This is a genomic window from Sphingomonas sp. BK481 (genome assembly GCF_014194875.1).
Lineage (GTDB): Bacteria > Pseudomonadota > Alphaproteobacteria > Sphingomonadales > Sphingomonadaceae > Sphingomonas > Sphingomonas aerolata.
The window spans coordinates 397,948-423,565 of the sequence record NZ_JACIAP010000004.1 but is presented as its reverse complement, the minus strand read 5'-3'; the positions used below and the strand labels follow the sequence as shown (position 1 = coordinate 423,565).

At 66.9% G+C, this 25,618-nt stretch carries 23 protein-coding genes; 7 read left to right on the top strand and 16 right to left on the bottom strand.

What is annotated here, in order from left to right; translation table 11 throughout:
* Window positions 1-23 precede the first annotated feature (23 nt).
* The 4 genes from FHY04_RS11050 to FHY04_RS11035 form a co-directional block, all read right to left on the bottom strand.
* On the bottom strand, window positions 24-707 hold the full coding sequence (locus tag FHY04_RS11050) for a 2OG-Fe(II) oxygenase (RefSeq protein ID WP_056406126.1): 684 nt from the start codon (window positions 705-707) through the stop codon (window positions 24-26).
* A gap of 92 nt (window positions 708-799) precedes the next feature.
* Window positions 800-1,702 (bottom strand): RcnB family protein, encoded by a 903-nt coding sequence (locus FHY04_RS11045; protein ID WP_183936409.1) that lies wholly within the window; start codon window positions 1,700-1,702, stop codon window positions 800-802.
* Window positions 1,703-1,826: 124 nt separating this feature from the next.
* A complete protein-coding gene (locus FHY04_RS11040) occupies window positions 1,827-2,372 on the bottom strand; it encodes a (2Fe-2S)-binding protein (RefSeq protein WP_183936408.1) in 546 nt (181 codons plus the stop codon).
* 40 nt (window positions 2,373-2,412) lie between these two features.
* On the bottom strand, window positions 2,413-3,174 hold the full coding sequence (locus FHY04_RS11035; protein ID WP_183936407.1) for a class II aldolase/adducin family protein: 762 nt from the start codon (window positions 3,172-3,174) through the stop codon (window positions 2,413-2,415).
* Window positions 3,175-3,346: 172 nt separating this feature from the next.
* On the opposite strand from FHY04_RS11035, the gene FHY04_RS11030 reads away from it, so the two are divergent.
* A complete protein-coding gene (locus tag FHY04_RS11030) occupies window positions 3,347-4,654 on the top strand; it encodes a sugar MFS transporter (RefSeq protein WP_031393684.1) in 1,308 nt (435 codons plus the stop codon).
* Between the two features lie 79 nt (window positions 4,655-4,733).
* Here the strand turns inward: FHY04_RS11030 and FHY04_RS11025 are convergent, their stop codons facing one another.
* From FHY04_RS11025 to FHY04_RS11010, 4 genes are all read right to left on the bottom strand, one after another.
* A complete protein-coding gene (locus tag FHY04_RS11025; RefSeq protein WP_183936406.1) occupies window positions 4,734-5,879 on the bottom strand; it encodes a CaiB/BaiF CoA-transferase family protein in 1,146 nt (381 codons plus the stop codon).
* 135 nt (window positions 5,880-6,014) lie between these two features.
* A complete protein-coding gene (locus FHY04_RS11020; RefSeq protein WP_260171445.1) occupies window positions 6,015-7,211 on the bottom strand; it encodes an acyl-CoA dehydrogenase in 1,197 nt (398 codons plus the stop codon).
* Window positions 7,212-7,277: 66 nt separating this feature from the next.
* Window positions 7,278-7,604 carry a hypothetical protein gene (locus tag FHY04_RS11015; protein ID WP_221211734.1) on the bottom strand — a complete coding sequence of 109 codons (327 nt, stop codon included), beginning with the start codon at window positions 7,602-7,604 and terminating at the stop codon, window positions 7,278-7,280.
* The gene (locus FHY04_RS11010; protein WP_031438885.1) at window positions 7,601-7,789 is read right to left on the bottom strand and encodes a hypothetical protein; all 189 of its coding nucleotides are present in this window, start codon (window positions 7,787-7,789) and stop codon (window positions 7,601-7,603) included. Before FHY04_RS11010 ends, FHY04_RS11015 begins: the two co-directional genes overlap by 4 nt.
* Before the next feature lie 90 nt (window positions 7,790-7,879).
* Here FHY04_RS11010 and FHY04_RS11005 point away from each other — a divergent pair, with 90 nt between their 5' ends.
* Window positions 7,880-8,512, top strand: a complete 633-nt coding sequence (locus tag FHY04_RS11005) for a S24 family peptidase (RefSeq protein ID WP_183936404.1) — start codon at window positions 7,880-7,882, stop codon at window positions 8,510-8,512.
* Here the strand turns inward: FHY04_RS11005 and FHY04_RS11000 are convergent.
* Window positions 8,509-8,676 (bottom strand): hypothetical protein, encoded by a 168-nt coding sequence (locus FHY04_RS11000; RefSeq protein WP_183936460.1) that lies wholly within the window; start codon window positions 8,674-8,676, stop codon window positions 8,509-8,511. The two genes, FHY04_RS11005 and FHY04_RS11000, sit on opposite strands and share 4 nt — an antisense overlap.
* 173 nt (window positions 8,677-8,849) lie before the next feature.
* Between FHY04_RS11000 and FHY04_RS10995 the strand changes: the two genes are divergently transcribed.
* The 3 genes from FHY04_RS10995 (at window position 8,850) to FHY04_RS10985 (ending at window position 16,856) form a co-directional block, all read left to right on the top strand.
* Window positions 8,850-10,832, top strand: coding sequence for an autotransporter assembly complex family protein (locus tag FHY04_RS10995; RefSeq protein WP_183936403.1), 1,983 nt, complete (start codon window positions 8,850-8,852; stop codon window positions 10,830-10,832).
* Window positions 10,829-14,992, top strand: coding sequence for a translocation/assembly module TamB domain-containing protein (locus FHY04_RS10990; protein WP_221211733.1), 4,164 nt, complete (start codon window positions 10,829-10,831; stop codon window positions 14,990-14,992). The genes FHY04_RS10995 and FHY04_RS10990 overlap by 4 nt, the downstream gene beginning before the upstream one ends.
* Before the next feature lie 130 nt (window positions 14,993-15,122).
* The gene (locus FHY04_RS10985; protein WP_244648839.1) at window positions 15,123-16,856 is read left to right on the top strand and encodes an SLC13 family permease; all 1,734 of its coding nucleotides are present in this window, start codon (window positions 15,123-15,125) and stop codon (window positions 16,854-16,856) included.
* Between the two features lie 34 nt (window positions 16,857-16,890).
* Here the strand turns inward: FHY04_RS10985 and FHY04_RS10980 are convergent, their stop codons facing one another.
* Window positions 16,891-18,315, bottom strand: a complete 1,425-nt coding sequence (locus FHY04_RS10980; protein WP_183936455.1) for an aldehyde dehydrogenase family protein — start codon at window positions 18,313-18,315, stop codon at window positions 16,891-16,893.
* Between the two features lie 104 nt (window positions 18,316-18,419).
* Between FHY04_RS10980 and FHY04_RS10975 the strand changes: the two genes are divergently transcribed.
* A complete protein-coding gene (locus tag FHY04_RS10975) occupies window positions 18,420-19,385 on the top strand; it encodes a quinone oxidoreductase (protein WP_183936402.1) in 966 nt (321 codons plus the stop codon).
* A 273-nt stretch (window positions 19,386-19,658) separates the two neighbouring features.
* Here the strand turns inward: FHY04_RS10975 and glnA are convergent, their stop codons facing one another.
* The 6 genes from glnA to aroQ form a co-directional block, all read right to left on the bottom strand.
* Window positions 19,659-21,071, bottom strand: coding sequence for a type I glutamate--ammonia ligase (gene glnA / locus FHY04_RS10970; protein WP_031394506.1), 1,413 nt, complete (start codon window positions 21,069-21,071; stop codon window positions 19,659-19,661).
* A 120-nt stretch (window positions 21,072-21,191) separates the two neighbouring features.
* Window positions 21,192-21,530 carry a P-II family nitrogen regulator gene (locus tag FHY04_RS10965; RefSeq protein ID WP_031394505.1) on the bottom strand — a complete coding sequence of 113 codons (339 nt, stop codon included), beginning with the start codon at window positions 21,528-21,530 and terminating at the stop codon, window positions 21,192-21,194.
* Between the two features lie 156 nt (window positions 21,531-21,686).
* Entirely contained in the window at window positions 21,687-22,022 is a 336-nt protein-coding gene (locus FHY04_RS10960) for an arsenate reductase family protein (RefSeq protein WP_183936401.1), read from the bottom strand.
* A gap of 102 nt (window positions 22,023-22,124) precedes the next feature.
* Entirely contained in the window at window positions 22,125-23,477 is a 1,353-nt protein-coding gene (accC, locus tag FHY04_RS10955) for an acetyl-CoA carboxylase biotin carboxylase subunit (protein WP_031438893.1), read from the bottom strand.
* Window positions 23,477-23,965 carry an acetyl-CoA carboxylase biotin carboxyl carrier protein gene (accB, locus tag FHY04_RS10950; RefSeq protein WP_037527677.1) on the bottom strand — a complete coding sequence of 163 codons (489 nt, stop codon included), beginning with the start codon at window positions 23,963-23,965 and terminating at the stop codon, window positions 23,477-23,479. The genes accC and accB overlap by 1 nt, the downstream gene beginning before the upstream one ends.
* 14 nt (window positions 23,966-23,979) lie before the next feature.
* Window positions 23,980-24,438: a type II 3-dehydroquinate dehydratase gene (gene aroQ / locus FHY04_RS10945; protein WP_031394575.1), complete on the bottom strand. Its 459-nt coding sequence runs from the start codon at window positions 24,436-24,438 to the stop codon at window positions 23,980-23,982.
* 142 nt (window positions 24,439-24,580) lie between these two features.
* Here aroQ and thiS point away from each other — a divergent pair, with 142 nt between their 5' ends.
* The gene (gene thiS / locus FHY04_RS10940) at window positions 24,581-25,588 is read left to right on the top strand and encodes a sulfur carrier protein ThiS (protein WP_081877604.1); all 1,008 of its coding nucleotides are present in this window, start codon (window positions 24,581-24,583) and stop codon (window positions 25,586-25,588) included.
* Window positions 25,589-25,618 lie beyond the last annotated feature (30 nt).

Here is a 25,618-nt window from a genome sequence, read left to right as displayed (position 1 = left end):
CCTCCGCCGACGGGGGAGGGGCGTCACTTGATCCAGGGGCGTTCGCGAAACCATTTCGTGACGATGTATTTGACGCCCTCGACCACCGGCATGCCTTCGTGGAGCGTCAGGCCGTTGGGGCTGCCGTCCGGGCTCATGTTGTTCCACGCGAGCAGAAGCCCGCGCTTGGGCGCGACCTTGACGCCTGCCTGCGGGAACCACGTGGCGCCGCCCTCGGGCACGTCGTTCAGATAGACCATCGCGGTCCAAGTGCGCTGGCCGCCCTGTTCCTGCATCTTGTCCCAATAGCTTTCGCTGGCGTGGAAATAATCGTGATGCGCGCGGAATTGCTGGCCGGGGGCGTAACGCTGCCCCTGCATCGTTTCGCCATGCGGCAGGTCGATGCCGAGCAGCGCGGCGATCGCCTCGTCGGTGGGTTGCACATCGGGGGACCAGCGATCCATGTCGCAGCTCTCCGACGTGCGGAAACTGCTGTTCGGGCGGTCGGACAGCAGCGTCGACGGTCGCCGCTTCGAATCAATCAGCGCGATGAGCGCGCGACAGGTCGCGGCGTCGAGGAAGTTGGCGTGGTGATAGAATTGCACCCCGTCGATCGCGACCCGCTGGACCTTCGGATTGGCGTCGAGCCGCGCGGCGACGCTGGCGCCAGCCGCCTGCCGTGTCGGCGCCATCGGATCCTGCGGCTTGGCTTTGGTGAATAAACCCATGGATCCGAATTTGCGCAGCCGTCCGCGAAACGCAAGGGGGGCGCAACGGGTACGGCACGACGCGCGCGGTCGCCCGTCGTGCCGCGATGCGCCTACCAGAAGATGTCGTAGACCGTGTCGACCACCCGTCCGCTGTCGAGATCGACGAGCAGCGCGTCGTTGTAATAGCGGACCCAGCGATACGGGCCGTAAGCCTCGGGCAGGCGATAGGTGTAGGGATCCTGGATCCAGTAATTCTGGTTGTACAGGACGCTGTTCAGCGAAAAGCCGATGCCGAAGCGGCGATAGCCCGAGCCCCACCCGTTCGGCGCATAATAGCGCGGCAGGCGGTAGGCGCCGCGGTTGCTCGCGCGATAGTCGCTCCAGCCATAGCGATTGTCACTGCGCCAGCCGCGGTTCCACGCCCCGCGCTGGCCATATCCGCCGCGGCCATAGCCCTGGACGGTGCCGTAGCCGCCGAAATGCTGGCCGTTGCGAAAGCCGCCCCGATCCCGATCGCCGTCGCGGCCACGCCAGTCGTCGCGCCCACGCCCATCCGGGCGGCCGCGAAGGTCGTCGCGCCCGCGTGGATCGTCACGATAGCCGCGGTCTTCGCCGGGGCGCCCATTGAACCGCCCGTCAAAGCGCGCGCGATCGGGCTGACCGCGGCGGTCGTTTCGGACGTCCTGGCGGGCGGCATCACGCTGCGCGTTACCGCGAACCCAGTTCTCGCGAACCTGGTCGGCCTGCCGGTCCGACCCCATACGTGCATTCCAGTCCTGGCGGGGGCCGTCCGGTCGGCCGTTGCGCGCATCGGGCGTATCGCCGCGTGCCGTGCCCTGCACGATCGCCCCCCGGTCGGGACGTTGCGGACGATCGCCGCGATCGCCGCGATCGCCCCAATCACCGCGCATCTCGCCATTCCCCGGCGCCTCGGCACCGAACCGCTGCGCCTGTGCGGCAACCGGCACCAGTGCGGATGCCACGAGCAAGATCTTCAGGAAACTCCGCGTCATTGCCGTCGTCCTCGACTGCCGGCGCACGAGCCGGCTCCTATGGTGCACCCCGTCTAGCCTTACGGGCGTGAGGCGACGCTGAATGGCTTGGTCAGCGATCCGACAGGATTCGTGCGCGGGCGACCTAGCGCGCGGGCGGCGGGACGAACGCGGGAACGAGCCGTGCGGAATCCGCCGGGTCGATTCCGGGGCGGGGGCCGGCGGGCAGGACTTCCTCGCCGCGGGTCGCGCGGCCCGCGCGCTGGATCGCCTCGACAACGCGCGGATAGACGCCGCAGCGGCACAGATTGGTGATCTGTTCGCGGATCACCGCCTCGCTCGGGTTTGCATCGCGTTTCAGCAGTGCGGCGGCGGCCATGATCATGCCGGGGATGCAGAAGCCGCATTGCGGCACCGCTTCGGCGATGAAGGCGAGCTGCAGCGGGTGGTTGCGTTCGTGCGACAGCCCCTCGATCGTGGTGACGTAGCGCCCCTCGATCGACCCGATCGGCACACGGCAGCTGCGCACCGCACGACCGTCAATATCGACCGTGCAGGCGCCGCAATGGCCGGTGCCGCAGCCATATTTGGTCCCCGTCAGGTTCGACGCGTCGCGCAGCGCCCAGAGCAGCGGCGTCGCGGGATCGAGCCGATATTCGATCGCCTGGTTGTTGACGGTGAAGCGGGTCATCCCCGCGCGCTAGCCGATCCCCCGGGCGGAGGGGAGGGGGCTATTGCCGCCAGCTCGTGTCGCGCTTGTCGACCAGCCGGACCATCGCCTCGAAATCCGCCTTGCCCGCACCACCGGGCAGCGAGACCTTGCCGAGATCGCGCTGGTGCACCTTGACCACATCGTCGGGGATCAGGATCGGCGTGCCCATCGACGCCGTTGCGACCTGGATCTCGCAGGCGCGCTGCAGCGACCAGTGCTTGATGAACGCCTCGGGCAGCGTCCGGCCCATGACCAGGATGCCGTGATTGCGCAGCAGCATCACGCGATTGTCGCCGAGATGCTCGATCAGCCGTTCGCCCTCTTCGGATCGGACGGTGACGCCTTCGAAATCATGATAGGCGATCTGGCCGATGAAGTTGCACGCATAGAAATTGGTCGGCTGAAGCCCGCCCTCGACCGCGCTGACCGCCATCCCCGCGGTGGTGTGCGTGTGCATGATGCAATGCGCGTCGGGCAGGTGCTTGTGGAACAGCGCGTGCTGCGTGAAGCCCGCGAGATTGACCGGATAGGGGTTCTGGTCGAGCTTGTTGCCGTCGATGTCGATCTTGACGAGGCTCGACGCGGTCACCTCGCTGAAATGCAGCCCGAACGGGTTGATCAGGAACGCGCCGTCCTCGCCGGGGATCTTCAACGTGATGTGGTTGTAGATCATCTCGGACCAGCCGAGCATGTCGAAGACCCGGTAGCAGGCGGCAAGCTGCTGGCGGGCTTCCCATTCCGCGGGTGAAACCGTCGAATTGCGCAGCGCTGCGGTCGCCATCTCATGCTCTCCCTTGTCGCGTTTGCAAACGGCATACCCGAAGCCCGAAAGCGCGGCAATCGACGGGTGGCACGCCGCAACCGGGCGCGCGAACGCGCCTCTGCCATTGCCACGCGCGGTCGCCCCGGCTTATGCCGCCGCCCAACAAGACCGCGAGAGGGCGCAATCTATCATGCATGTCGACACCCATCACACCGCCGCCGCGGGAGGCGCCGCCGCAGAGGGCGATGCCAATCACGGTTACGACGCCCCCGACCTGCGCGTCTTCGTCTTCGCCCTCTTCTTCATCTTCGGCGGCATCACCTCGCTGAACGACATCATCATTCCCAAGATGAAGGAGCTGTTCACGCTCGACCATGCGACCGCGATGCTGGTCCAGTCGGCGTTCTTCCTCGCCTATGCGCTGTTCTCGATTCCTGCCGCGGCGATCGTGCGCAAGGCCGGTTATATGCGCACCGCCTCGATCGGGCTGGTGACGATGACCGTCGGGTGCCTGTTGTTCATCCCGGCGGCGGGCAAGGCCAGCTTCGAGATGTTCCTGTTCGCGCTTTTCGTGCTGGGCGCGGGCATCACGGTCGTTCAGGTCGTCGCCAACCCGCTGATCTCGGCGCTCGGCGCGCCGAAATCGGCATCGAGCCGGCTGACCTTCGCGCAGGCGTTCAACTCGCTCGGCACGACGATCTTCCCTTATGTCGGTTCCGCGGTCATCCTCGGTGGTCTCGCGACGGTGGATTCCTCGACGCTGACCGGCGCCGCGCTTGACGCCTACCGGACCGAATCGTCGCGGACCGTCGTGCACACCTATATCGGCCTCGCGATCGCGCTGCTGATCGTCGCCGCCGTCGTCTGGACGCGGCGGAACCGGCTGAACGAGGAGCAGGAGCAGACGGGCAGCATCCTCCACGCCTTCACGCTGCTCAAGCGCCCGCGCTTTGCGATGGGGACGGCGTGCATCTTCCTCTATGTCGGCGCCGAGGTCGCGGTCGGCTCGCTGATCGTCAATTACCTGATGCAGCCGAGCGTGATGGGCCTGAGCGATGTCGCTGCCGGTCAGCACGTGCCCTTCTACTGGGGCGGCGCGCTGATCGGGCGGTTCATCGGGGCCTATGTCCTCAACAAGGTGTCGCCGGGCAAGGTTCTGGCCGGTGTCGCGACGGGAACGCTGGCGCTGATCCTGATCTCGGCGAATACCGAGGGTGCCGTGTCGGGTTGGGCCTTGCTGTCGATCGGGCTGATGAATTCGGTGATGTTCCCGACGATCTTCGCGCTCGCATCCGAAGGCCTTGGCAAGCGCGCAGCCGAGGGGTCGGGCGTGATCGCCACGGCGATCGTCGGCGGCGCGATCATTCCCTATTTCACGGGCGTGCTCGCGGACTCGTCGGGCAGCCTGCACTTCGCGTTGCTGCTCCCGGCGATCTGCTACGCGCTGATCCTTGCGTACGGGGTGTATGCGCGCAAGCCGGTGACGGCCGCCGCCTAATCCCGGTCGTCATCCTGGGCTAGACCCAGGATCCAGAGCCACGACCGCTACCGTCCGTGGCTCTGGATCCTGACTTTCGTTAGGATGACGGGTGTCTTGGCAGCATCGGTGCCGCATGACCGGTCGCGAGATCGGCATCCGAGAAGCGGATCGGCGTGCGGAGACCCGGCACGCTCGATCCATCCGGACGCACGACGTCGATCGCCATGCCGCGCGCGATCACCTGTGGATCGTCGAACGCCTGCGCGACGGTGTTGATCGGTCCGGCGGGGACGCCGACCGCCTCCAGCCGCGCGAGCAGCTCGAGTTTAGGCACCAGTGACGTCGCCGCCTCGATCCTCTCGAACAAGATGTCCTTGAAGGCGAGCCGCCCGGCATTGGTCGCGAACCGCGGATCGTCGCGCATTTCGGGCAGGCCCATGGCATCGCAGAACCGCCGGAACTGGCCGTCATTGCCGACCGCGAGGATGAACCACCCGTCGCTGGTCGGGAAGACGGCATAGGGGCACACGTTCATGTGCGCGTTGCCGACCCGCGTCGGCGAGACGCCGCTCGCAAACCAGTTCATCGCCTGATTGGCGAGGACGCCGGTCATCGTGTCGAGCAGCGCCATGTCGATCTGCTGCCCCCGACCGGTCCGCTCACGCATCGCCAGCGCCGCCTGGATCGCGATCACCGAATAGAGCCCGGTCATGATGTCGGCAAAGGCCACGCCGATCTTTTGCGGCGCCCCATCGGGCTCGCCGGTGAGATCCATGATCCCGCTCATGCCCTGGACGATGAAGTCATAGCCCGCGCGCGGTGCGTAGGGTCCGTCCTGTCCGAAACCGGTGATCGAGCAATAGACGAGCCGTGGATTGATCGCGGCGAGCGTCGGATAGTCGAGGCCGTATCTGGCAAGCCCGCCGACCTTGAAATTCTCGATCACGACATCGGCGTCGGCGATCAGCGCACGAACCGCAGCCCGTCCCTCGGGCGTCGTGAAGTCCGCGACGACCGAGCGCTTGCCGCGGTTGGCGGCGTGGAAATAGGCTGCATCGCTGGTGCCGTCGGGGTTGTCGATGAACGGCGGGCCCCATGTCCGGGTGTCGTCGCCGGCGGGGCTCTCGACCTTGGTTACGTCGGCGCCGAGATCGGCGAGCACCTGGCCGGCCCAGGGGCCGGCGAGGATGCGGGCGAGTTCGACGACCTTGAGGCCGGCGAGGGGAGAGGGTTTGCCTTCCATGTTAGAGCACCACCCCGGCGGAGGCCGGGGCCCAGTTGGGAAGGCTGCAGTAGCGACACGCAGCGTCAGCCAATGTCCGTCCCCCAACTGGGCCCCGGCCTTCGCCGGGGTGGTAGGACCGTCCGCGCGTCAACCCTAAAACGCCGCAATACCCGTGATCGCGCGGCCGAGGATCAGCGCGTGGACGTCGTGTGCGCCCTCATAGGTGTTGACCGTCTCGAGGTTCATCATGTGACGCATCACCTGATATTCCCCCGAAATGCCGTTGCCGCCGTGCATGTCCCGGCTCATCCGTGCGATGTCGAGCGCCTTGCCGACATTGTTGCGCTTGACGATCGAGACCATCTCGGGCGCGAACCGTCCCTCGTCCATCAGCCGCCCGACGCGTAGTGACGCCTGAAGCCCGAGCGCGATCTCGGTCTCCATGTCGGCCAGCTTCTTCTGGTAGAGCTGCCGCCCGGCGAGCGGGGTGCCGAACTGGTTGCGATCGAGGCCATATTGCCGCGCGGCGTGGAAGCAGAACTCCGCCGCACCGAGTGCTCCCCACGAAATCCCGTAGCGCGCGCGGTTGAGGCAGCCGAACGGCCCCTTCAGCCCCTGGACGTCGGGGAGCAACGCGTCCTCGCCGACCTCGACCTCGTCCATCAGGATCATGCCGGTGATCGACGCCCGCAGCGACAGCTTGCCCTCGATCTTGGGCGTCTCGAGCCCCTTCATCCCGCGTTCCAGGATGAAGCCGCGGATGCCGCCGCCATGCTCGTCGGACTTCGCCCAGACGACGAATACGTCGGCGATCGGCGAGTTGGAGATCCAGGTCTTGGCGCCCGAAATGACATAGCCGTTCGCGGTCTTCTTCGCGCGCGTCGTCATGCCGCCGGGGTCCGAACCCGCATCGGGCTCGGTCAGCCCGAAGCAGCCGATGAACTCGCCGGTCGCGAGCTTCGGCAGATATTTGCGCTTCTGTGCTTCGGAACCGAACGCATTGATCGGGTACATCACCAGGCTCGACTGGACCGACATCATCGAGCGATAGCCCGAGTCGATCCGCTCGACCTCGCGCGCGACCAGGCCGTACGCGACATAGGAGGCGCCGACGCCGCCATATTCCTCTGGGATAGTCGGCCCAAGCAGGCCGAGATCACCCATTTCGCGGAAAATCGCGGGATCGGTATGTTCGTGCTGAAACGCGTCGATGATCCGCGGCGCGAGCTTGTCCTCGGCATAGGCGCGCGCGGTATCGCGGATCATGCGTTCGTCTTCGCTCAGCTGGTCGTCGAGCAGGAACGGATCCTCCCATTCGAACTTGCCCATTCCGGCGCCGGTGCCTGCCATCGTCATCTCCTTCATTGGCCGCCGACTTCGTGTTTCCAGGGCCGAAAGTCCAGCCCCAAGGCCCGGCTATGCGTCGATCAGCGTCAACGCCGCGATGGTGACACGCAGCCGCAACCCGACCTGCTCCACCATGTCGATCGCGAGATCGGCGAGGATGTGTCCCCGCAGCGGCAGCTCGGCATCGGGCAGGGCGGCAAGCCACGATCGAAAACCGGGTATGGGATCCGCCAGGATGACCAGATGATGTTGCTCGCCCGAGAAGGTCGCGCTCGCCCATGGGCGTGAAACCGTCTCGATCACCTCGATTGACGCGCCCGATACTGCGGCACTGGCGTGAAGTGCGCGGATCAACCGCGTCGCGACATCGGGGCCGCGCAGGGGGTCCATCCTCACGACCGGCCGCGCCCGGACGTGTTCGCGATGAACGCCTCGATCCGCGCGACCAGTCCCGCGCGTGGCTGGCGACCGCGTCTGAGATCCGCGACGAGCCGGGAATCATTCACCGCACGCCGTCCGAAGGTAGCCGCCCCCATGTCGGTCTGCCGCAGATATCGGTTGATCTTGACCAGTACGGACATCGTTTGCTCCTCGTGATTCCCTTTACCCGTTCACGATCTGTTCCTTGAAATCCAACTTGTCTAGGATTTTTCCTGCGCTATGGTCTCAGCATGTCCGATCCCGATCCCCGAGCAGCGCTGGCACGGCTTGCGGCTGCGCGCGGGGACAGTCTGGCGGCCCTGTCGGCAATGCTGGGACGCAACGCGGCCTATCTGCAGCAGTATGTGAAGCGCGGGTCGCCACGACGACTGGCGGAGGACGATCGCCGGCTGCTCGCACAGTATCTCGGCGTCGAGGACCATGTGCTGGGCGGGAGCGGGGGAAAGACGGGGGCGAGCCGAACCGGGTTTCGGATCGCCCGCCTGGCGGTGCAGGCGTCGGCCGGGCCGGGCGCGCTGGTCGATGACGAGGTGCTGCTGGGCACCGATGTGATCGACCCCGCGCTGGCGCGGCGGCTCGGGCTGCGCGACGGGCAGGCGGCGATCATCCGGGTCCGGGGAACATCGATGGAGCCCGGCCTGCAGGACGGCGATCACATCATCGTCGATATGGCGACCACGGTGCCGGGCGCGCGCGGACGCCTTCACGTCATCCGGGTCGATGGCCTGACGATGGTCAAGCGGGTCGCGTTGCGGGATGGGACGCTCAGCGTGTCAAGCGACAATCCTGCCGCGCCGCCGGTGCCCGACGGCTCGGTCGACATTGTCGGCCGCGTCGTCTGGCAGATGCGCGATCCCGCCTAGCGGCGGTCGCGGATCCAGACGAGCAGCGCGGCCGTGACGCCGATCGCGGTGCCGATCAGGAGGCCGGGCGTGGCCTGGCCGATGGCAAATCCGACCCCCGCGCCGCCAAGAATGCCCATCGCGATCAGGAAGCCGCCGGCGGCGGTCGGACGTTTGTCAGCCATGTCCCGCACCTGCCACGTCGCGCGCGCGGACGCCAGTGCCGGCTGCCGACGCGGACAATGCACCGCGCAACGCGCTGATTGTCCGGCAGAGTATTTCGATGACATGACGAAACGTGGCGAAAATGCGTCACGAACGACTGTCGCGGGGGGCCAAGCCCGGCTAGGAGGCGAGCATGGTGTACCGCTTCGGGTGGGTCGGGATCGGTACGGCCACCGCCGTCCTTGTCGTGCCGATGCTGACGGCGCCCCCGCGCGCCGCCGCCCAGACACGCGTGTCCACGCCGCAGGAAGGCACTGCGGCCGCGGACGCGCCGGTGTCGCTCGATCCCATGTCGCCGCTCGCGCCGCTGCCCGATATCGGCGTCGCCTGGCCCGATCTTGCCGCCGCTACGGATGACCCGGTCACCGTCGCGACGAACACCGATGCGACGACCGAGACGCGCTATTCCTGGCGGCTGGACGGGATCGACTCGGTTGGAAACGCGCTGCTGAAACAGCGGTTTGACCAGCTCTCGACGCTCAACGCGAACGACGGCGAGGTCGCCAACGCAGCGCAGCTCGATCGCCGCGCGCGCGAGGACGGCGACCTGCTCAACAGCCTTTTGCGCGCCGAGGGCTATTATGACGCGCGCGTCACCACCCGGGTCGAGCCCGGGCAGAAGCCGCTGGTGATCGTCTCGGCCGAGCCCGGCACGCGCTACACCTTCACGGGCGTGACGATCGATGGTCTGGCGGCGGCGGGGGAGAAGGCGCCCGCGCTGGCCCAGGCCTTCGGCATCAAGCCTGCCGACCCGGTCAATTCGGACGCGATCGTCGCGGGCGAGGCGAAGCTGACGACGCAGATCGGGCGCGAGGGCTTTCCCTTCGCCAAGGTCGGCGATCCGGCGATCGTCGTCGACCATGCGACACGCACCGCCACGCTCGACCTGTCGATCGTCCCCGGCGGCCAGAAGCGCTTTGGCCGGATCGTCGCGCTGCCCGGCAACCGCGTGTTCGATGCGGAGCATGTGCAGGAAATCGCGCGGTTCACGCCCGGCCAACCCTATGACGCGGGCGAGCTGGACGATCTCCGCCGGGCGCTCGTCCAGACCAGTCTGGTGTCGTCGGTCGAGGTCAGGCCGATCCCCGGCAGCACCGCCGACAGCGTCGATATCGGCGTAAAGCTCGACCGCGCGCCGCCGCGCACGGTCGCGGGCGAGCTTGGGTATGGCACGGGCGAGGGCGCACGCGCCGAGGTCAGCTGGACGCATCGCAACCTGTTCCCGCCCGAAGGCGCGCTCACGCTGCGCAGCGTCATCGGGACGCAGGAGCAGCTTGGCGCGATCGTCTATCGGCGGAACAACTTCCATGCGCGGGATCGCGTGCTGACCGCGCAGGTCTCCGCGGTGCATATCAACCGCGATGCCTATGAGGCCAAGACCTTCACGCTGGCCGGCAGCATCGAACGCCAGACGAATATCTTCTTCCAGAAGACCTGGACCTGGTCGCTCGGCGCGGAACTGATCGCATCGGACGAACGCGACGTGATCGTGTCGACCGGCGACCCGCGGCGCCGGACCTTCTTCATCGGCGCGCTGCCGACCACGCTGAATTATGACGGATCGGACGACCTGCTCAACCCGACGCGCGGGTTCCGGCTTGGCGGGCGGCTGAGCCCGGAGGCGTCGTTCCAGGGATCGGCGTTCGGCTATGCGCGGACGCAGATCGACGCGAGCGTGTACAGGACGGTCAGCGACGGGATCGTGCTGGCGGGGCGGACCCGGCTCGGCACGATCGTCGGCGCGCCACGCGATCAGGTGGCACCGTCGCGGCGTTTCTATGCCGGCGGCGGCGCGTCGATACGCGGCTATGGCTATCAGTCGATCGGTCCGCGCGATCCGAACAACGATCCGATCGGCGGCCGCAGCCTGACCGAATTCTCGATCGAGGCGCGGATCAAGGCGTTCGGCAATTTCGGGGTCGTGCCGTTCCTTGATGCGGGCAACATCTACACGTCGCCGCTGCCCAAATTCACCGGCCTGCAATATGGCACGGGGATCGGGGTGCGCTATTATTCGAACTTCGGCCCGATCCGCTTCGATGTCGGGACGCCGATCAACCCGCAACCGGGCGACAGCCGGATCGCGGTCTATGTATCGCTGGGACAGGCGTTTTGACCGACGCCGTGACCGAGGCGACAGAGCCGGGCCGGCCTGTGCCACGGCGCCGCTGGTGGCGCTGGCTTGCGGCGGCATTCCTGGCCCTGGTGGCGATCCTGGGTGCTGCACTGCTCATCGTCGATACCGATATCGGCCACCGCTATGTCGCCAACCGGGTCGGCGCGATCCGTGCGGCCAACGGGCTACGTTTCACGATCGGGCGGATCGACGGGTCGCTCTATGGCGATACGCGGCTGACCGATCTGCGCGTCTATGATCTCGACGGGCTCGTGTTCCAGGCGCCGCGTGTCGCGCTCGACTGGTCGCCCATCCGCTGGTTTTCGAACCGGCTCGAAATCCGCCGGCTCGCGATCGATCGCGCGACGCTGTTCCACGTCCCGCGCACGCGACCGTCGAAGAGGCGCACGCCGATCCTGCCGGATTTCGACATCCGGATCGGGCGGCTCATGGTCGGACGTCTGCTGCTCGACACGCGCGTGCTCGGCACCGCCCGCGTCGCGCGGCTCGACGGCCGAGCCGACATCCGCTCGGGACGCGCGCTCGTCGATGTGAACGCGCTGGTCGCGGGCAGCGACCGGCTCAAGCTGCGGATCGATGCGGAGCCCGCGCGCGACCGGTTCGATCTGGACGTCGCGGCGCGCGGTGCGGCGAACGGGGTGCTCGCGCGGATGGTCGGTGCCCGGAGCAACGTCGCGCTCGTCGTCACCGGTGACGGCCGCTGGGCGCGCTGGACGGGCCGCGCACAGGGTAATGTCGGCGCGTCGCGCGCGGTCGATCTCGCGCTTTCACAGGCAAGCGGACGCTACACGCTGTCGGGAACGCTCGCCCCCTCGGGGCTGCTCAGCGGACGGCTCGCAGCGCTCACGACGCCGCGGGTTCTGGTCAATGGCGCCGCGACGTTCGTCGAACGCCGGCTCGACGGGCGGCTGTCGCTGCGGTCGCCGGCGCTCTCGCTCGACACGACGGGTATCGTCGATCTCGGCGCGAACGCGTTTCGCGATTTCCGCGTGAAGGCGCGGCTGCTGCGGCCGACGGCGCTGATCGGGACGATGGGGGGCAGCGGCATCGAACTGCGGGCCTTTCTTGACGGTGACTTCGCGACCGCCAGCTTCGACTACCGCCTCGATGCGGCCCGACTGACCTTCGACAAGACCGGATTCGATCGCGTGCGGATCGCCGGCAAGGGGCGTCTGTCGTCGACGCCGATGACCGTCCCGATCCGCGTCACCGCCGCCCGCGTGACCGGGGTCGGCGATGTCGCGGGGGGGATCCTGCGCAACCTGTCGGTCGATGGGCGGCTGCGGATTACGCCTGCGCTGTTGACCGGTGACGACCTCGTGCTGCGCTCCGACAAGCTCAACGGACGGCTCGGCATCCGGGTCGATCTGCGCACCGGGCGGTTCGACGTCGGGGTGAATGGCCGGCTCGGTCGCTATCTGATCCCGGGGCTGGGGATCGTCGACGTCACGTCGACGCTGCGCGTCGTTCCGGGGCCGAACGGCAAGGGGACGCGGGTGATCGGGCAGGGCGCGGCACAGGTGCTGCGGCTCGACAACGCCTTCTTCCGCAGTCTCGCAGGCGGTTTGCCGCGGCTCACCGCCAATCTCGAACGGACGACGGACGGCGTCCTGCATTTCAACAATCTCGTCCTCGTCGCGCCGCAGATCCGGTTGAGCGGCAACGGCTACAGACGGCGCGACGGCAGTTTCCGGTTCGAGGGTGGTGGCCGTCAGCAAAACTACGGGCCGGTCACGCTGACGCTGGACGGCAGGATCGAGCGGCCGACGCTCGACCTCGTCCTCGCCAGCCCCAGTCCGGCTCTGGGGCTGACCAACGTGCGGGCGCATCTCGATCCGACCGCGCAGGGCTATGCTTTTGCCGCTGCGGGTGGCTCGCGGCTTGGCCCCTTTACCGCGGGCGGGACGCTTCTCCTGCCGCGCGGCGCGGGTGCCACGATCGCGATCGCCGCGCTGGATGTCAGCGGGACCCGCGCGACGGGGACGCTCGCGATCGTCGATGGCGGCTTCAACGGGCGGCTCGCGGTGGCGGGCGGCGGTCTGGCGGGTGAACTGCTTTTCCGGCCGGTCGGCGAGAATCAGCGCGTCGAGGCGCACCTCGATGCGCGCGCGGGGACGCTCGCCGGCTGGACTTTGCGGCGTGGTCATATGGACCTCGTCACGATCCTCGACCCTGCGGGCACCTCGATCGAGGCGACCGCGACCGGCGCAGGCTTGCAACGCGGCGCGCTCAGCATCGGGCGGCTGGTGGGCAGCGCGTCGCTGCGCGGCGGGGTGGGGCAGATCAAGGCGTCGATTGCCGGGTCGCGCGGACGCGCATTTGATATCGAGAGCGTGACCGACGTGACCGCCGACAGTTATCGCATCGCCGCGCAAGGGACGCTCGACCGGCGGCCGCTGCGCCTGCTGAGCCCCGCGATCGTGACCCGCGACGGCGATGGCTGGCGCCTCGCACCGACGCGGCTGAGCTTCTCGGGGGGCGAGGCGCAGATCGGCGGACGCTTCACCGGATCGACAAGCGCGATCGACGCGAGCATGACGCGGATGCCGCTGGCCATCCTCGATATCGGCTATCCCGGACTCGGGCTTGGCGGTCTGGCATCGGGGACGTTCAGCGTCGCGACGAGCGGCGGCAACCCGCCGACGGGCAAGGCGGACGTGACGATCCGTGGCCTCAGCCGTGCGGGGCTCGTGCTGTCGTCGCGGCCGATCGATGTCGGGGTCGCGGCGCTTCTGTCGGCCGACAAGCTCGGCCTGCGTGCGGTGATCGCCTCGGGTGGCAAGACGATCGGGCGCGCACAGGCGCAGCTTGCGCCGCTTGGTGAGGGCGACCTTGCCACGCGGATCGCGCGCGCGCGGCTGTTCGGACAGCTGCGCTACAGCGGGCCCGCGGACACGCTGTGGCGGCTGACGGGGGTCGAGCTGTTCGACCTGTCGGGGCCGGTCGCGATCGGCGCGGACGTCGCCGGTACGCTCGAAGCGCCGGTGATCCGCGGCGTCGTCCGTGCGACCAACGCCCGCATCGAAAGCGGCACGACGGGGACGATCCTGTCGAACGTCCAGGCCAGCGGCCGGTTCGGCGGCTCGCGTCTGGTGATCGACCGTTTCGCCGCGGACGCGGGCAAGGGTGGCCGGGTGACGGGGGTTGGCCAGTTTGATTTCGCGGCTAGGAACGGGCTCGGCATCGACCTGCGGCTTCAGGCCGCGAACGCTGTGATGATCAATCGCGATGATATCGGCGCGACCGTGACGGGGCCGCTGACGTTCACGTCGGACGGGATAGGCGGCGTGATCGCAGGCGACGTGGTGATGAACAAGAGTCGCTACCGGCTAGGTCAGGCGACCGCGGCGAGCGCGGTGCCGCAGCTCAACATCCGGGAAATCAACCTGCCCGAGGGCGGGGAGGAAAAGGCGGTGCCGACGCGCCCCTGGACGCTGGCGATCAAGGCCCGCGCGCCGAACCAGGTCATGGTCAGCGGACTGGGGCTGACGAGCGAATGGTCCGCCAATCTCCAGATCGCCGGCGAACCGCAGAACCCCGCGATCACGGGACGTGCGACGCTGATCCGTGGCGATTACGAATTTGCCGGGCGCGAATTCGAACTGGCGCGCGGCGTCATTCGGTTCGATGGCGGCGTCCCCGCCAATCCCGCGCTCGACATCGAGGCGAATGCGGACTCGACCGGGCTCAACGCCTCGATCCGCGTCACGGGCTATGCGCTCAAGCCGGAGATCGGGTTCACGAGCACGCCCGCGCTGCCGCAGGACGAGCTGCTCTCGCGGCTGCTGTTCGGGACGTCGATCACCAACCTGTCCGCGCCCGAAGCCCTGCAGCTCGCGGCGGCGGTGGCGGCGTTGCAGGACGGCGGCAACGGGATCAACCCAATCAACGCAGTGCGGCGTGCAGCGGGTCTCGACCGGTTGCGCATCCTGCCTGCCGATCCGCAGACGGGGCAGGGCACGTCGATCGCCGCGGGCAAATATGTGACGCGGCGGCTCTATGCGGAGATCGTCACCGACGGCCAGGGCTATAGCGCTACGCAGGTCGAGTTCCAGGTCACTCGCTGGCTGTCGCTGCTGTCGAGCATCTCCACGCTTGGCAGGCAGAGTGCGAACGTCCGCATTTCCAAAGACTATTGAACCCGCCGGCCATTGCCCGGCGATTCCCTGCTCCGTTGGAACCAGCCTCCTCGGGTTTGGTTGATCGGCAGTCACATATCGAGGCCAGATGACCCTTCCCCAATCCCTTTCGATCGCCACGCTCATCGGCATGATGATGCTCTTCATCTGGGGACGGTTTCGCTATGACGTCACCGCGATCCTGGCGTTGCTCGCGAGTATCGCGCTCGGGATCGTCAGTCCGAAGGACGCCTTCAAGGGCTTTTCCGACGACATCGTGATCATCGTCGGTTCGGCGCTCGTCATCTCCGCGGCGGTTCAGCGCTCGGGGGTGATCGAACTGGCGCTGGCGAAGCTTGCAAAGCGGGTCACGCGGGTGCGGTCGCAGCTTGTCGTGCTGACGGCGTCGGTGGGGTTCTCGTCCGCGCTGGTCAAGAATATCGGCGCGCTGGCGATGCTGATGCCTGCGGCGTTCCAGATGGCGAAGAAGAACAACACCTCGCCATCGGTGTTCCTGATGCCGATGGCGACCGCGTCGCTGCTAGGCGGTCTCATCACCCTCGTTGGTACCTCGCCCAACATCATCGTCAGCCGCGTCCGCGAGCAGATGACCGGGCAGCCGTTCGGGATGTTCGATTATACCCCGGTCGGGCTCGGGCTGACGGTGATGGGGCTGATCTATCTGCGCTTCGCCTATCGCCTCCTGCCGCGCGACCGGCGGGCTGCGCCAACGATGGGCGAGGCGCTCGATATCAAGGGGTATATCACCGAAGCCGCGATCCCCGAGACGTCCCCCGCGGTCGACGAGTCGGTCGAGGATTTTCTCGCACGGCACGACGGCGAGGTGTCGATCACGCGGATCCTGCGTGCGGGCATGCGCAGCGCGCCGAACGAGCATACGCACCTGAGGGCTGGCGACGTACTCATCCTCGGCGGCGAACCCGATGCGCTCGAACGCGTGATCGCGCGCGACCGGCTGAAGCTCGAAGGCGAGGACCGCGAAAAGGCGGATCAGGCGGACGACGATGAGGTCGGTGTGATCGAGGCGGTCGTCAATGTCGGTTCGCCGCTGGCGGGCCGGACCGCGGCGCGGCTTGCGCTGCAGGCGCGGTTCGGGGTCAATCTGATCGCGATCTCGCGACAGGGCGAGCATTTGTCGCGCAGACTGGCGAATATCGAGCTGCGCGCGGGTGACGTGCTGGTCCTGCAGGGGCCGCTCGAGCAGCTACCCGGCAAGCTGCGCGACCTGGGCTGCCTGCCGCTGGCACAGCGCGAAATGCGGCTTGGCGTGTCGAAGCGCAGCTGGCTGCCGATCGGTATCCTCGGCGTCGCGATGGGGGCAACGGCGATGGGGTTCGTGCCCGTGGCGGTGGCGTTCTTCGCGGCGGCGGGGCTGATCATGGCGACCGGCGTGCTGCCGGTGCGCGAGGCCTATGACCATGTCGAATGGCCAATCCTGATCATGCTTGGAGCGTTGATCCCGGTCAGCGACTCGCTTCGCACCACCGGCGCGTCGGATGTCATCGCGACCTGGCTGTCCGCGACCGCATCGACGCTGCCGCCCTGGGGCGCGGTCGCGCTGATCCTGGCGGCAGCGATGGCGGTGACGCCGTTCCTGAACAATGCCGCGACCGTGCTGGTGATGGCGCCGATCGCAGCGACGTTTGCGGGAGATCTCGGCTATCGGCCGGAGGCGTTTCTGATGGCGACCGCGGTCGGCGCGGGGTGCGACTTCCTCACGCCGATCGGTCATCAGTGCAACACGCTGGTCATGGGGCCGGGCGGCTACAAGTTCAGCGATTACGCCCGGCTCGGCGCGCCACTGTCGCTGCTGGTGCTGCTGGTCGGCACGCCGCTGATCGTCGCGGTATGGCCGATGCACTGAGCCCCCTCCCGCGGGGGAGGGGGCGTCGGCGGCATCAGCCGGGCAGGCCCACCACAGTCTTCACTTCCATGAAGTCGGTCAGCCCGTAGCGGCCATTCTCGCGGCCATTGCCCGATTGCTTGTATCCGCCGAACGGCGCGCCGATGTCGGGGCTCCACGAATTGATCGTGACCAGCCCAGCGCGCAGCTTAGATGCGACCTTCGCGGCGGCGGCGGGGTCGCCCGAGATCGTTGCGGACAGGCCATATTCGGTCGCGTTGGCGATGCGGATGCCCTCCTCCTGGTCGGCATAGGCGGTGATCGTCGCGACCGGGCCGAACGTTTCCTCCTGCGCGATCCGCATGTCGGGGCGGACATCGGTGAACAAGGTCGGCTGGATGTAATAGCCTGCGTTGCGCCCGTCGGGACGCCCCACGCCGCCGGTCACCAGCGTCGCACCCTCGTCGATCGCCGACTGGATCAGCCCCTGGATCTTGTCGAACTGCGCCTTGTTGACGACGGGGCCGATATGCTGGCCCATTTCGGCAGGGTCGCCCACTTTGGTCTGCTCCATCATCGTCTTAACGATCGCGGTGGCCTCGGCAACCTGGCTGGCATGAACCAGCAGCCGGGTCGGCGCGATGCAGCTCTGCCCCGAATTGGCGAGCACGCCCGCCACCGTCGGCGGCAGGACTTTGGCAAGGTCCGCCCCCTCGAGCACGAGGTTGGCCGCCTTGCCGCCCAACTCCTGATGAACGCGCTTGACCGTCGGAGCGGCGGCCTGCGCGACTGCGATGCCCGCGCGGGTCGACCCGGTGAAGCTGACCATGTCGACGTCGCGGTGGCTCGACAGCGCCGCGCCGACGCCGGGGCCGTCGCCGTTGACGAGGTTGAACACTCCCGCCGGGACGCCCGCGGCATCCATGATCTCGGCGAGGATGATTGCGCAGGAGGGCGCCTCCTCGGACGGCTTCAGGATCATCGTGTCGCCCGCCGCCAGCGCTGGCGCGACCTTGGCGCAGATCTGGTTGAGCGGCCAGTTCCACGGCGTGATCATCGCGACGACGCCGAGCGGTTCGTGCACGACGGTCGCCTTGCCGATGACTTCGGAGAATTCGAACGCCGCCAGCGCCTTGGCGGTCGCGGAGAAATGCGCGAGGCCGGTCGGCGCCTGTGCCACCGATGCGAGCGCCATCGGCGCGCCCATTTCCTGCGACATCGCCTTGGCCAGATCGGGCATGCGCGCCTTGTACTCGGTCATGATTCGGCCGAGCACGTCGAGCCGCTCCTGAACGCTCGTCTGGCTCCAGCTTTCGAACGCGGCGCGGCCGGCGGCGACCGCCTTGTCGACATCGGCCGCGGTGCCGAGCGTGATCTCGGTACAGGGCTGTTCGGTCGAGGGGTCGATGACCTGGTGGATTCGGCCGCCGTCGCTGTCGACCCAGGCGCCGTCGATATACTGCTTCAGATAGCTCTTCATCATGCCTCTCCGCATCGTGTTTTGCAGAGGAATGGGCGTCGGGCGGATCGGTTGCAACCCGAAACGCGGAGCCTAGTTAGGGTCATGACCAACAGGAGACGGGCATGGCACGCGTAGCGACAATCAGGACGACCGGTGGCCCCGAGGTGATCCAGTGGGACGACGTCGACCTGCCCGCGCCGGGCAAGGGCGAGGTGTGGATGCGCAACACCGCGGTCGGGCTGAACTATATCGACACCTATCACCGCAGCGGCGTCTATCCGGTAGCATTGCCCTCCGGGCTCGGCAGCGAGGCGGTCGGCGTGGTGATGGCGGTGGGCGAGGGGGTCACGGGCTTTGCCTCGGGCGACCGCGTCGGCACCTTCGGCCCGACCCGCGGGGCCTACGCCACCGAGCGCAACGTGCCCGCGGGTGAGCTCTTCCATTTGCCTGACATGCTCGACGACCGCACCGCCGCGGCGATCCTGCTTAAGGGCTGCACCGCGGAGTTCCTCATCGAACGCTGCGCGCGCGTCGAGGCGGGGCAGACGGTCCTCGTTCATGCCGCCGCTGGCGGGGTCGGGCATATCCTGGTCGGCTGGCTGAAGGCGATCGGCGCGACCGTGATCGCCAGCGTCGGCAGCGAGGCAAAGGCCGAGCGGACGCGCAAGGCGGGGGCCGATCACGTCATCCTCCACCGGTCCGAGGACATCGCCGCACGCGTGCGCGAGATCACCGGCGGGAAGGGCGTGCCCGTGGTGCTCGACGGCGTCGGCGGCGCAACGTGGCAGGCGTCACTCGACAGTGCGGCCAAGCGGGGTCTTATCGTCAGCTTCGGCAATGCAGGCGGCGTGGTCGATGGCGTCAATCTTGGCGTGCTTGCGGCCAAGGGATCGCTGTTCGTGACGCGCCCGACGCTGTTCGATTATGCCGAGCACCGGCAGGCGATGGTCGATCGGGTGTTCGCGATGCTCAAGCAGGGCGCGTTCAAGCCGGAGATCGGCCAGACCTTCGCGCTGGAGGATGCGGCAGATGCGCACCGGGCGCTCGAGGCAGGGGAGACGTTCGGGAGCAGCGTGCTGCTGGCCTGAGCGCGCCGCAGCCATGTTCTCCCGCGAAGGCGGGAGGCCAGACTGGGTCCCCGCCTTCGCGGGGACACATGGGCATAGAGCAGAACCTAATTTGATCTTCCCGTGCAGGGCAAAAATCGCGGGATGCTCGAACGAAGAAAGGGCGCCCGGATTGCTCCGGACGCCCTTTTTCTGTCAGCGCCGTGGCGAAGCCACGTCGTCGGTCGTCGTCATAGGCGACGCCGGCCGACAGCGGCTGTGCGCTTTCGCGCACCGCCGTGCGGCCCGCACGGCTCAGCCGCTGTAGTACATGTCATACTCGACCGGGCTCGGCGTCATTTCCCAACGCGCAACTTCGGCACGCTTGATCTCGACATAGCTCTCGATCTGGTCCTTCGAGAACACGTCGCCCTTGAGCAGGAAGTCGTGATCCGCGAGCAGGCAGTCGAGCGCCTCGCGGAGCGAACCCGCGACGGTTGGGACCTGGGCGAGTTCTGCGGGCGGCAGGTCGTACAGGTTCTTGTCCATCGCTTCGCCCGGATGGATCTTGTTCAGGATGCCGTCCATGCCCGCCATCATCAGCGCCGCATAAGCGAGATACGGGTTGGCGAGCGCATCGGGGAAGCGCACTTCGACGCGCTTAGCCTTGGGGCCGGTGCCGTACGGAATGCGGCACGATGCCGAGCGGTTGCGCGCCGAATAGGCGAGCAGCACGGGCGCTTCGTAGCCGGGGACGAGGCGCTTGTAGCTGTTGGTCGTCGGGTTGGTGAACGCGTTGACCGCCTTGGCATGCTTGATGATGCCGCCGATGAAATACAGGCACATGTCAGACAGGCCCGCATAGCCGTTACCGGCGAACAGCGGGGTCTTGCCATCCCAGATCGAGAAGTGCGTGTGCATCCCCGAGCCGTTGTCCTCCTTGATCGGCTTGGGCATGAACGTCGCCGTCTTGCCGTATGCGTGCGCGACCTGGTGGACGACGTACTTGTAGATCTGCATGCGATCCGCGGTCTGCGTCAGCGTGCCGAAGGTCAGGCCCAGCTCATGCTGTGCGGCCGCGACTTCGTGGTGATGCTTGTCGCAAGGAAGGCCCATCTCGATCATCGTCGAGACCATCTCGCCGCGGATGTCGACGGCGCTGTCGACCGGCGCGACCGGGAAATAGCCACCCTTGGCGCGCGGACGGTGGCCGAGATTGCCGCCCTCATATTCGCGGCCCGAATTGCCCGGCAGCTCGATGTCGTCGATCTTGTAATAGCTGGTCGAATAGCTGTTCTCGAACCGGACGTCGTCGAACATGAAGAATTCGGCCTCGGGGCCGACATAGACGGTGTCGCCGACGCCGGTCGTCAGCAGATACGCCTCGGCGCGCTTGGCGGTCGAGCGCGGATCGCGGGCGTAGAGCTCGCCGGTCGACGGATCGGCGATGTCGCAGATCAGGATCATCATCGGCGTCGCCGAGAACGGATCGACATAGACCGCGTCGAGATCGGGCTTGAGCGTCATGTCGCTCTCGTTGATCGCCTTCCAGCCCTCGATCGACGAGCCGTCGAACATCAGGCCGTCGGTCAGCTCGTCTTCGCCGATCAGGCTGGCGACCATCGTGAGATGCTGCCACTTTCCCTTGGGATCGGTAAAGCGCAGATCGACCCACTCGATCTCCTGGTCCTTGATCATCTTCAGGACGTCGTTGGCCGAATTTGCCATGATGCTAAGCCCTCTTTGCTCGATAGGTCGGCAGATATGCCGGAAATGATAGTGCGGCGCAGCGCGCTAATTCCACAGATTGTTGCGCCGCGTCAAATGAAGTCGGTGTCAGTAAAGCCGTTAAATCGCGTCGTCGTCGCGCTCGCCGGTACGGATACGCAGCGCGCTTTCAACGGGAATGACGAAGATCTTGCCGTCGCCAATCCGGCCGGTCTGCGCGGCTGCGGCGATCGCTTCGACGACGCGTTGTGCCAGACCATCCGCGACGACGACCTCGAGTTTCACCTTGGGCAGGAAGTCGACGACATATTCGGCGCCACGATACAGCTCGGTATGGCCCTTCTGCCGGCCAAAGCCCTTGGCCTCGGTCACGGTGATGCCGCTTACGCCGATCTCGTGCAGCGCTTCCTTCACCTCATCAAGCTTGAACGGCTTGATGATGGCTTCGATCTTTTTCACAGGTACGCCCCCGATTGTCGTTGAAACCAACGCCCTACAGGGCGCCTTGCACCAAACGTGCCAGTTGTCGCCACTTCGGGCAACGGCCGATTCACCCGTAAACCCTGCCCGAAAATACAGCATCCGGAAGGGATGTGCACGATGCGGGGGCAGCGATCACAGAATTTCGCGCAGCCGCGCGATGGGCCGTCCGAGGCGGACGCCCTTGTCGGTCTCGACCAGCGGACGCTCGATCAGCAGCGGATCGATCATCATCGCGTCGAGGATCGCTTCGGCGTCGCCATGCTTGACCGCCTTTGCGCCGTCCTCCGCCATGCGCAGGCCCTGCCGTGGCGTCATGCCTGCGCGGTCATAGAGACGGACGAGTTCGGCGCGCGACGGGGGAGTCTTCAGATATTCGACGATCGTGACATCCGCGCCGGCCTCTTGCAACAGCGCGAGCGCCTCGCGCGACTTGGAGCATTTCGGGTTGTGGTAGATCGTCGCCTTCACGAATACTCCGTCGTCATTGGACTGGCCTCGGCCAGACCATGTGTCCCGCCCAGTTCTTGTTCTCCCGCCTTCGCGGGGAAACATTCTAAGTGGCAGGACCGCTTACGCCCCCTGCTTGGCGAGCCACTCTTCCAGCCACTTGATCGTGTACGCGCCTTCCTGGAATTCAGGATCGTCGAGCAGTGCACGGTGCAAGGGAATCGTCGTCGTGACGCCCTCGATCACCATCTCCTCGAGCGCACGCCGCAACCGTCGCAGCGCGCCCTGACGCGTGGCGCCGTAGACGATCAGCTTGGCGACCATCGAGTCGTAATAAGGCGGCACGCGGTAGCCGGCATAGAGCCCGCTATCGACGCGGACATGCATCCCGCCGGGCGCATGATAGAGCTTCACCAGCCCCGGCGACGGCGCGAAGGTGCGCGGATCCTCGGCGTTGATGCGGCATTCAATCGCATGGCCGCGGAACTGCACATCTTCCTGGCGCAGCGTCAGCGGATGCCCCTCGGCGATACGGATCTGTTCGCGGACGAGATCGAGGCCGGTGATCATCTCGGTCACCGGATGCTCGACTTGGAGCCGGGTGTTCATCTCGATGAAGTAGAACTCACCTGCTTCCCAGAGGAACTCGATCGTCCCCGCGCCGCGATAGCCCATGTCGGCCATCGCCTTGGCGACGATCCCGCCCATTCGCTCGCGCTCTTCGGCGGTGATGATCGGCGAGGGGGCTTCCTCGAGCACCTTCTGGTGGCGGCGCTGGAGCGAGCAGTCGCGCTCGCCGAGATGGATCGCGTTGCCCTCGCCGTCACCGAAGATCTGGAATTCGATATGTCGCGGATTGCCGAGGTATTTTTCCATGTAGACGGTGGCGTCGCCGAACGCGGCCTTCGCCTCGCTGCCGGCTTGCTGCATCTGCGTTTCGAGGTCTTCGGCGTCGGTGACGACCTTCATGCCGCGACCGCCGCCGCCAGAGGCCGCCTTGATGATCACCGGATAGCCGATCTCGTCGGCGATCCGCTTGGCCTCGGCAATGTCGCTGATCGCGCCGTCCGAGCCGGGGACGAGCGGCAGCCCGAGCGCGCCTGCGGTGCGCTTGGCCTGGACCTTGTCGCCCATCGTGCGAATGTGCTCGGGCTTGGGCCCGACGAACAGGATGTTGTGCAGCTCGACGATCTCGGCGAACTGCGCGTTCTCGCTGAGAAAGCCGTAGCCCGGATGGATCGCATCCGCGCCGCTGATCTCGGCGGCGGAGATGATGTTGGGGATGTTCAAATAGCTGTCGGTCGCCGACGGCGGTCCGATGCAGATTGCCTCGTCCGCGAGCCGCACGTGCATCGCGTCGGCGTCGGCGGTCGAATGGACCGCCACCGTCTTGATGCCCATCTCATGGCAGGCACGGTGGATCCGCAGCGCGATCTCGCCGCGGTTCGCAATGAGCAGCTTCTTGATTTGCTTCATTATTCCACCACGACCAGCGGCTGGTCGAATTCGACCGGCTGGCCGTTCTCGACGAGGATCGCGGTGACGGTGCCGGCCGAGGGCGCGACGATCGTGTTCATCACCTTCATCGCCTCGATGATCAGCAGCGTGTCGCCCGCATTGACCTTCTGGCCGACGGTCGAGAACGGCTTCGCCTCGGGATTGGCGGCCAGATAGACCGTGCCGACCATCGGCGACTTGACCGCGCTCGCGCTGATCGCCGGGGCGGACGCGCCGACCTCGGCCTGCGGGATCGCCAGCGGTGCGGAGACGGCGGGCGCCGCAGGGGCGGGGGCATAGTGCGCGACGGGTGCGGCCTGCGCTGCCTTGCGTGCGACGCGGATCCGGCGCGAGCCGTCCTCGACTTCGATCTCGGTCAGCTGCGTGGTGTCGAGCAGTTCGGCGAGCTGGCGCACCAGGGTCACATCGACCTGCATTGCGCCTGTTGTTTCTGGTGTATCGGTCATGGCGGGGCCTCCTGTCAGAACCGTGCGACGGCTTCAAGCGCGAGCAGATACGAAAGCGCGCCGAAACCCGCGATCGTTCCCTTCGCCGCCTGTCCGACCAGGCTGACGTGCCTGAACGATTCGCGGGCGTGGGGATTGGAAAGATGGACTTCGATCACCGGCGTCTTCACGCCCTTGATCGCGTCATGGACCGCGACCGAGGTATGCGTGAACGCGCCGGCATTGAGGATGACGGCCTTCGCGCCGCGCGCCTGCGCCTCCTGGATCCAGTCGACGAGGTGCCCTTCGTGATTCGACTGGCGCATGTCGATCGTCAGGTCGAGTTCTCGCGCGCGGTCCTCGAGCTGGCCGGCGATGTCGTCGAGCGTCTCGTCGCCGTAAATCTCCGGCTCGCGCGTCCCCAGCAAGTTGAGGTTGGGGCCGTTCAGGACGAAGATTGTCGCAGGGACGGTGGCAGGGACTGTCGCGGGCAAAGGCTGCTCCTGGTTGCAGGGGCGGCAAACCACCCTCTATATGCACCCCCCTTACCCGTTCGTGTCGAGCGAAGTCGAGACATGAGACCGGCAGCGGACGGGTGGTTTCCCGACTTCGGTCGAAACGAACGGAAAACTCTGCATGCCCCACTCCGACGGCACCGTCTCGATCACCGTGAACGGCGAGCACAAGCGTGTCTCCACCGGCCTCAGCCTTGCAGGGCTCGCGACCGAGCTGGGCCTCATCCCCGAAAAGATCGCGGTCGAACGCAATATGGAGGTGGTGCCGCGTTCGACGCTGGCGGACGTGATGGTCGAGGATGGCGACGACCTCGAGATCGTGCACTTCGTCGGCGGCGGTGATCATGCCGCGGCGATCGACACCGACAGCTGGACGGTCGCCGGCCGCACCTTCCGCTCGCGACTGATCGTCGGCACCGGCAAGTACAAGGATTTCGCGCAGAACGCCGCCGCGGTCGAGGCCTCGGGGGCAGAGATCGTCACCGTCGCGGTGCGCCGCGTCAACGTGTCGGATCGCAATGCGCCGATGCTGACCGACTTCATCGACCCGAAAAAGATCACCTACCTCCCCAACACTGCGGGCTGTTTCGACGCCGAATCGGCGATCCGCACGCTGCGGCTGGCGCGCGAGGCGGGCGGCTGGGAGCTGGTGAAGCTCGAGGTGCTGGGGGAGGCGAAGACGCTTTATCCCGACATGGTCGAGACGCTGCGCGCAACCGAGATCCTGGCGAACGAGGGCTTCAAGCCGATGGTCTATTGCGTCGACGATCCGATCGCAACCAAGCGGCTGGAGAATGCGGGCGCGGTTGCGATCATGCCGCTGGGTGCGCCGATCGGCTCGGGTCTGGGTATCCAGAACCGCGTGACGATCAGGCTGATCGTCGAGGGGGCAGGGGTGCCCGTGCTCGTCGATGCGGGCGTCGGCACGGCATCGGATGCGGCGGTGGCGATGGAGCTTGGCTGCGACGGCGTGCTGATGAACACCGCGATCGCGGAGGCGAAGGATCCGCTGATGATGGCCGCGGCGATGAAGGCCGCGGTCGAATCGGGGCGTCTCGCCTATCGCGCAGGGCGGATGGGGCAGCGGCGTTATGCCGATCCCTCGAGCCCGCTTGCCGGCCTGATCTGACACCATGACGCAAACGTCACGGAACCCTCG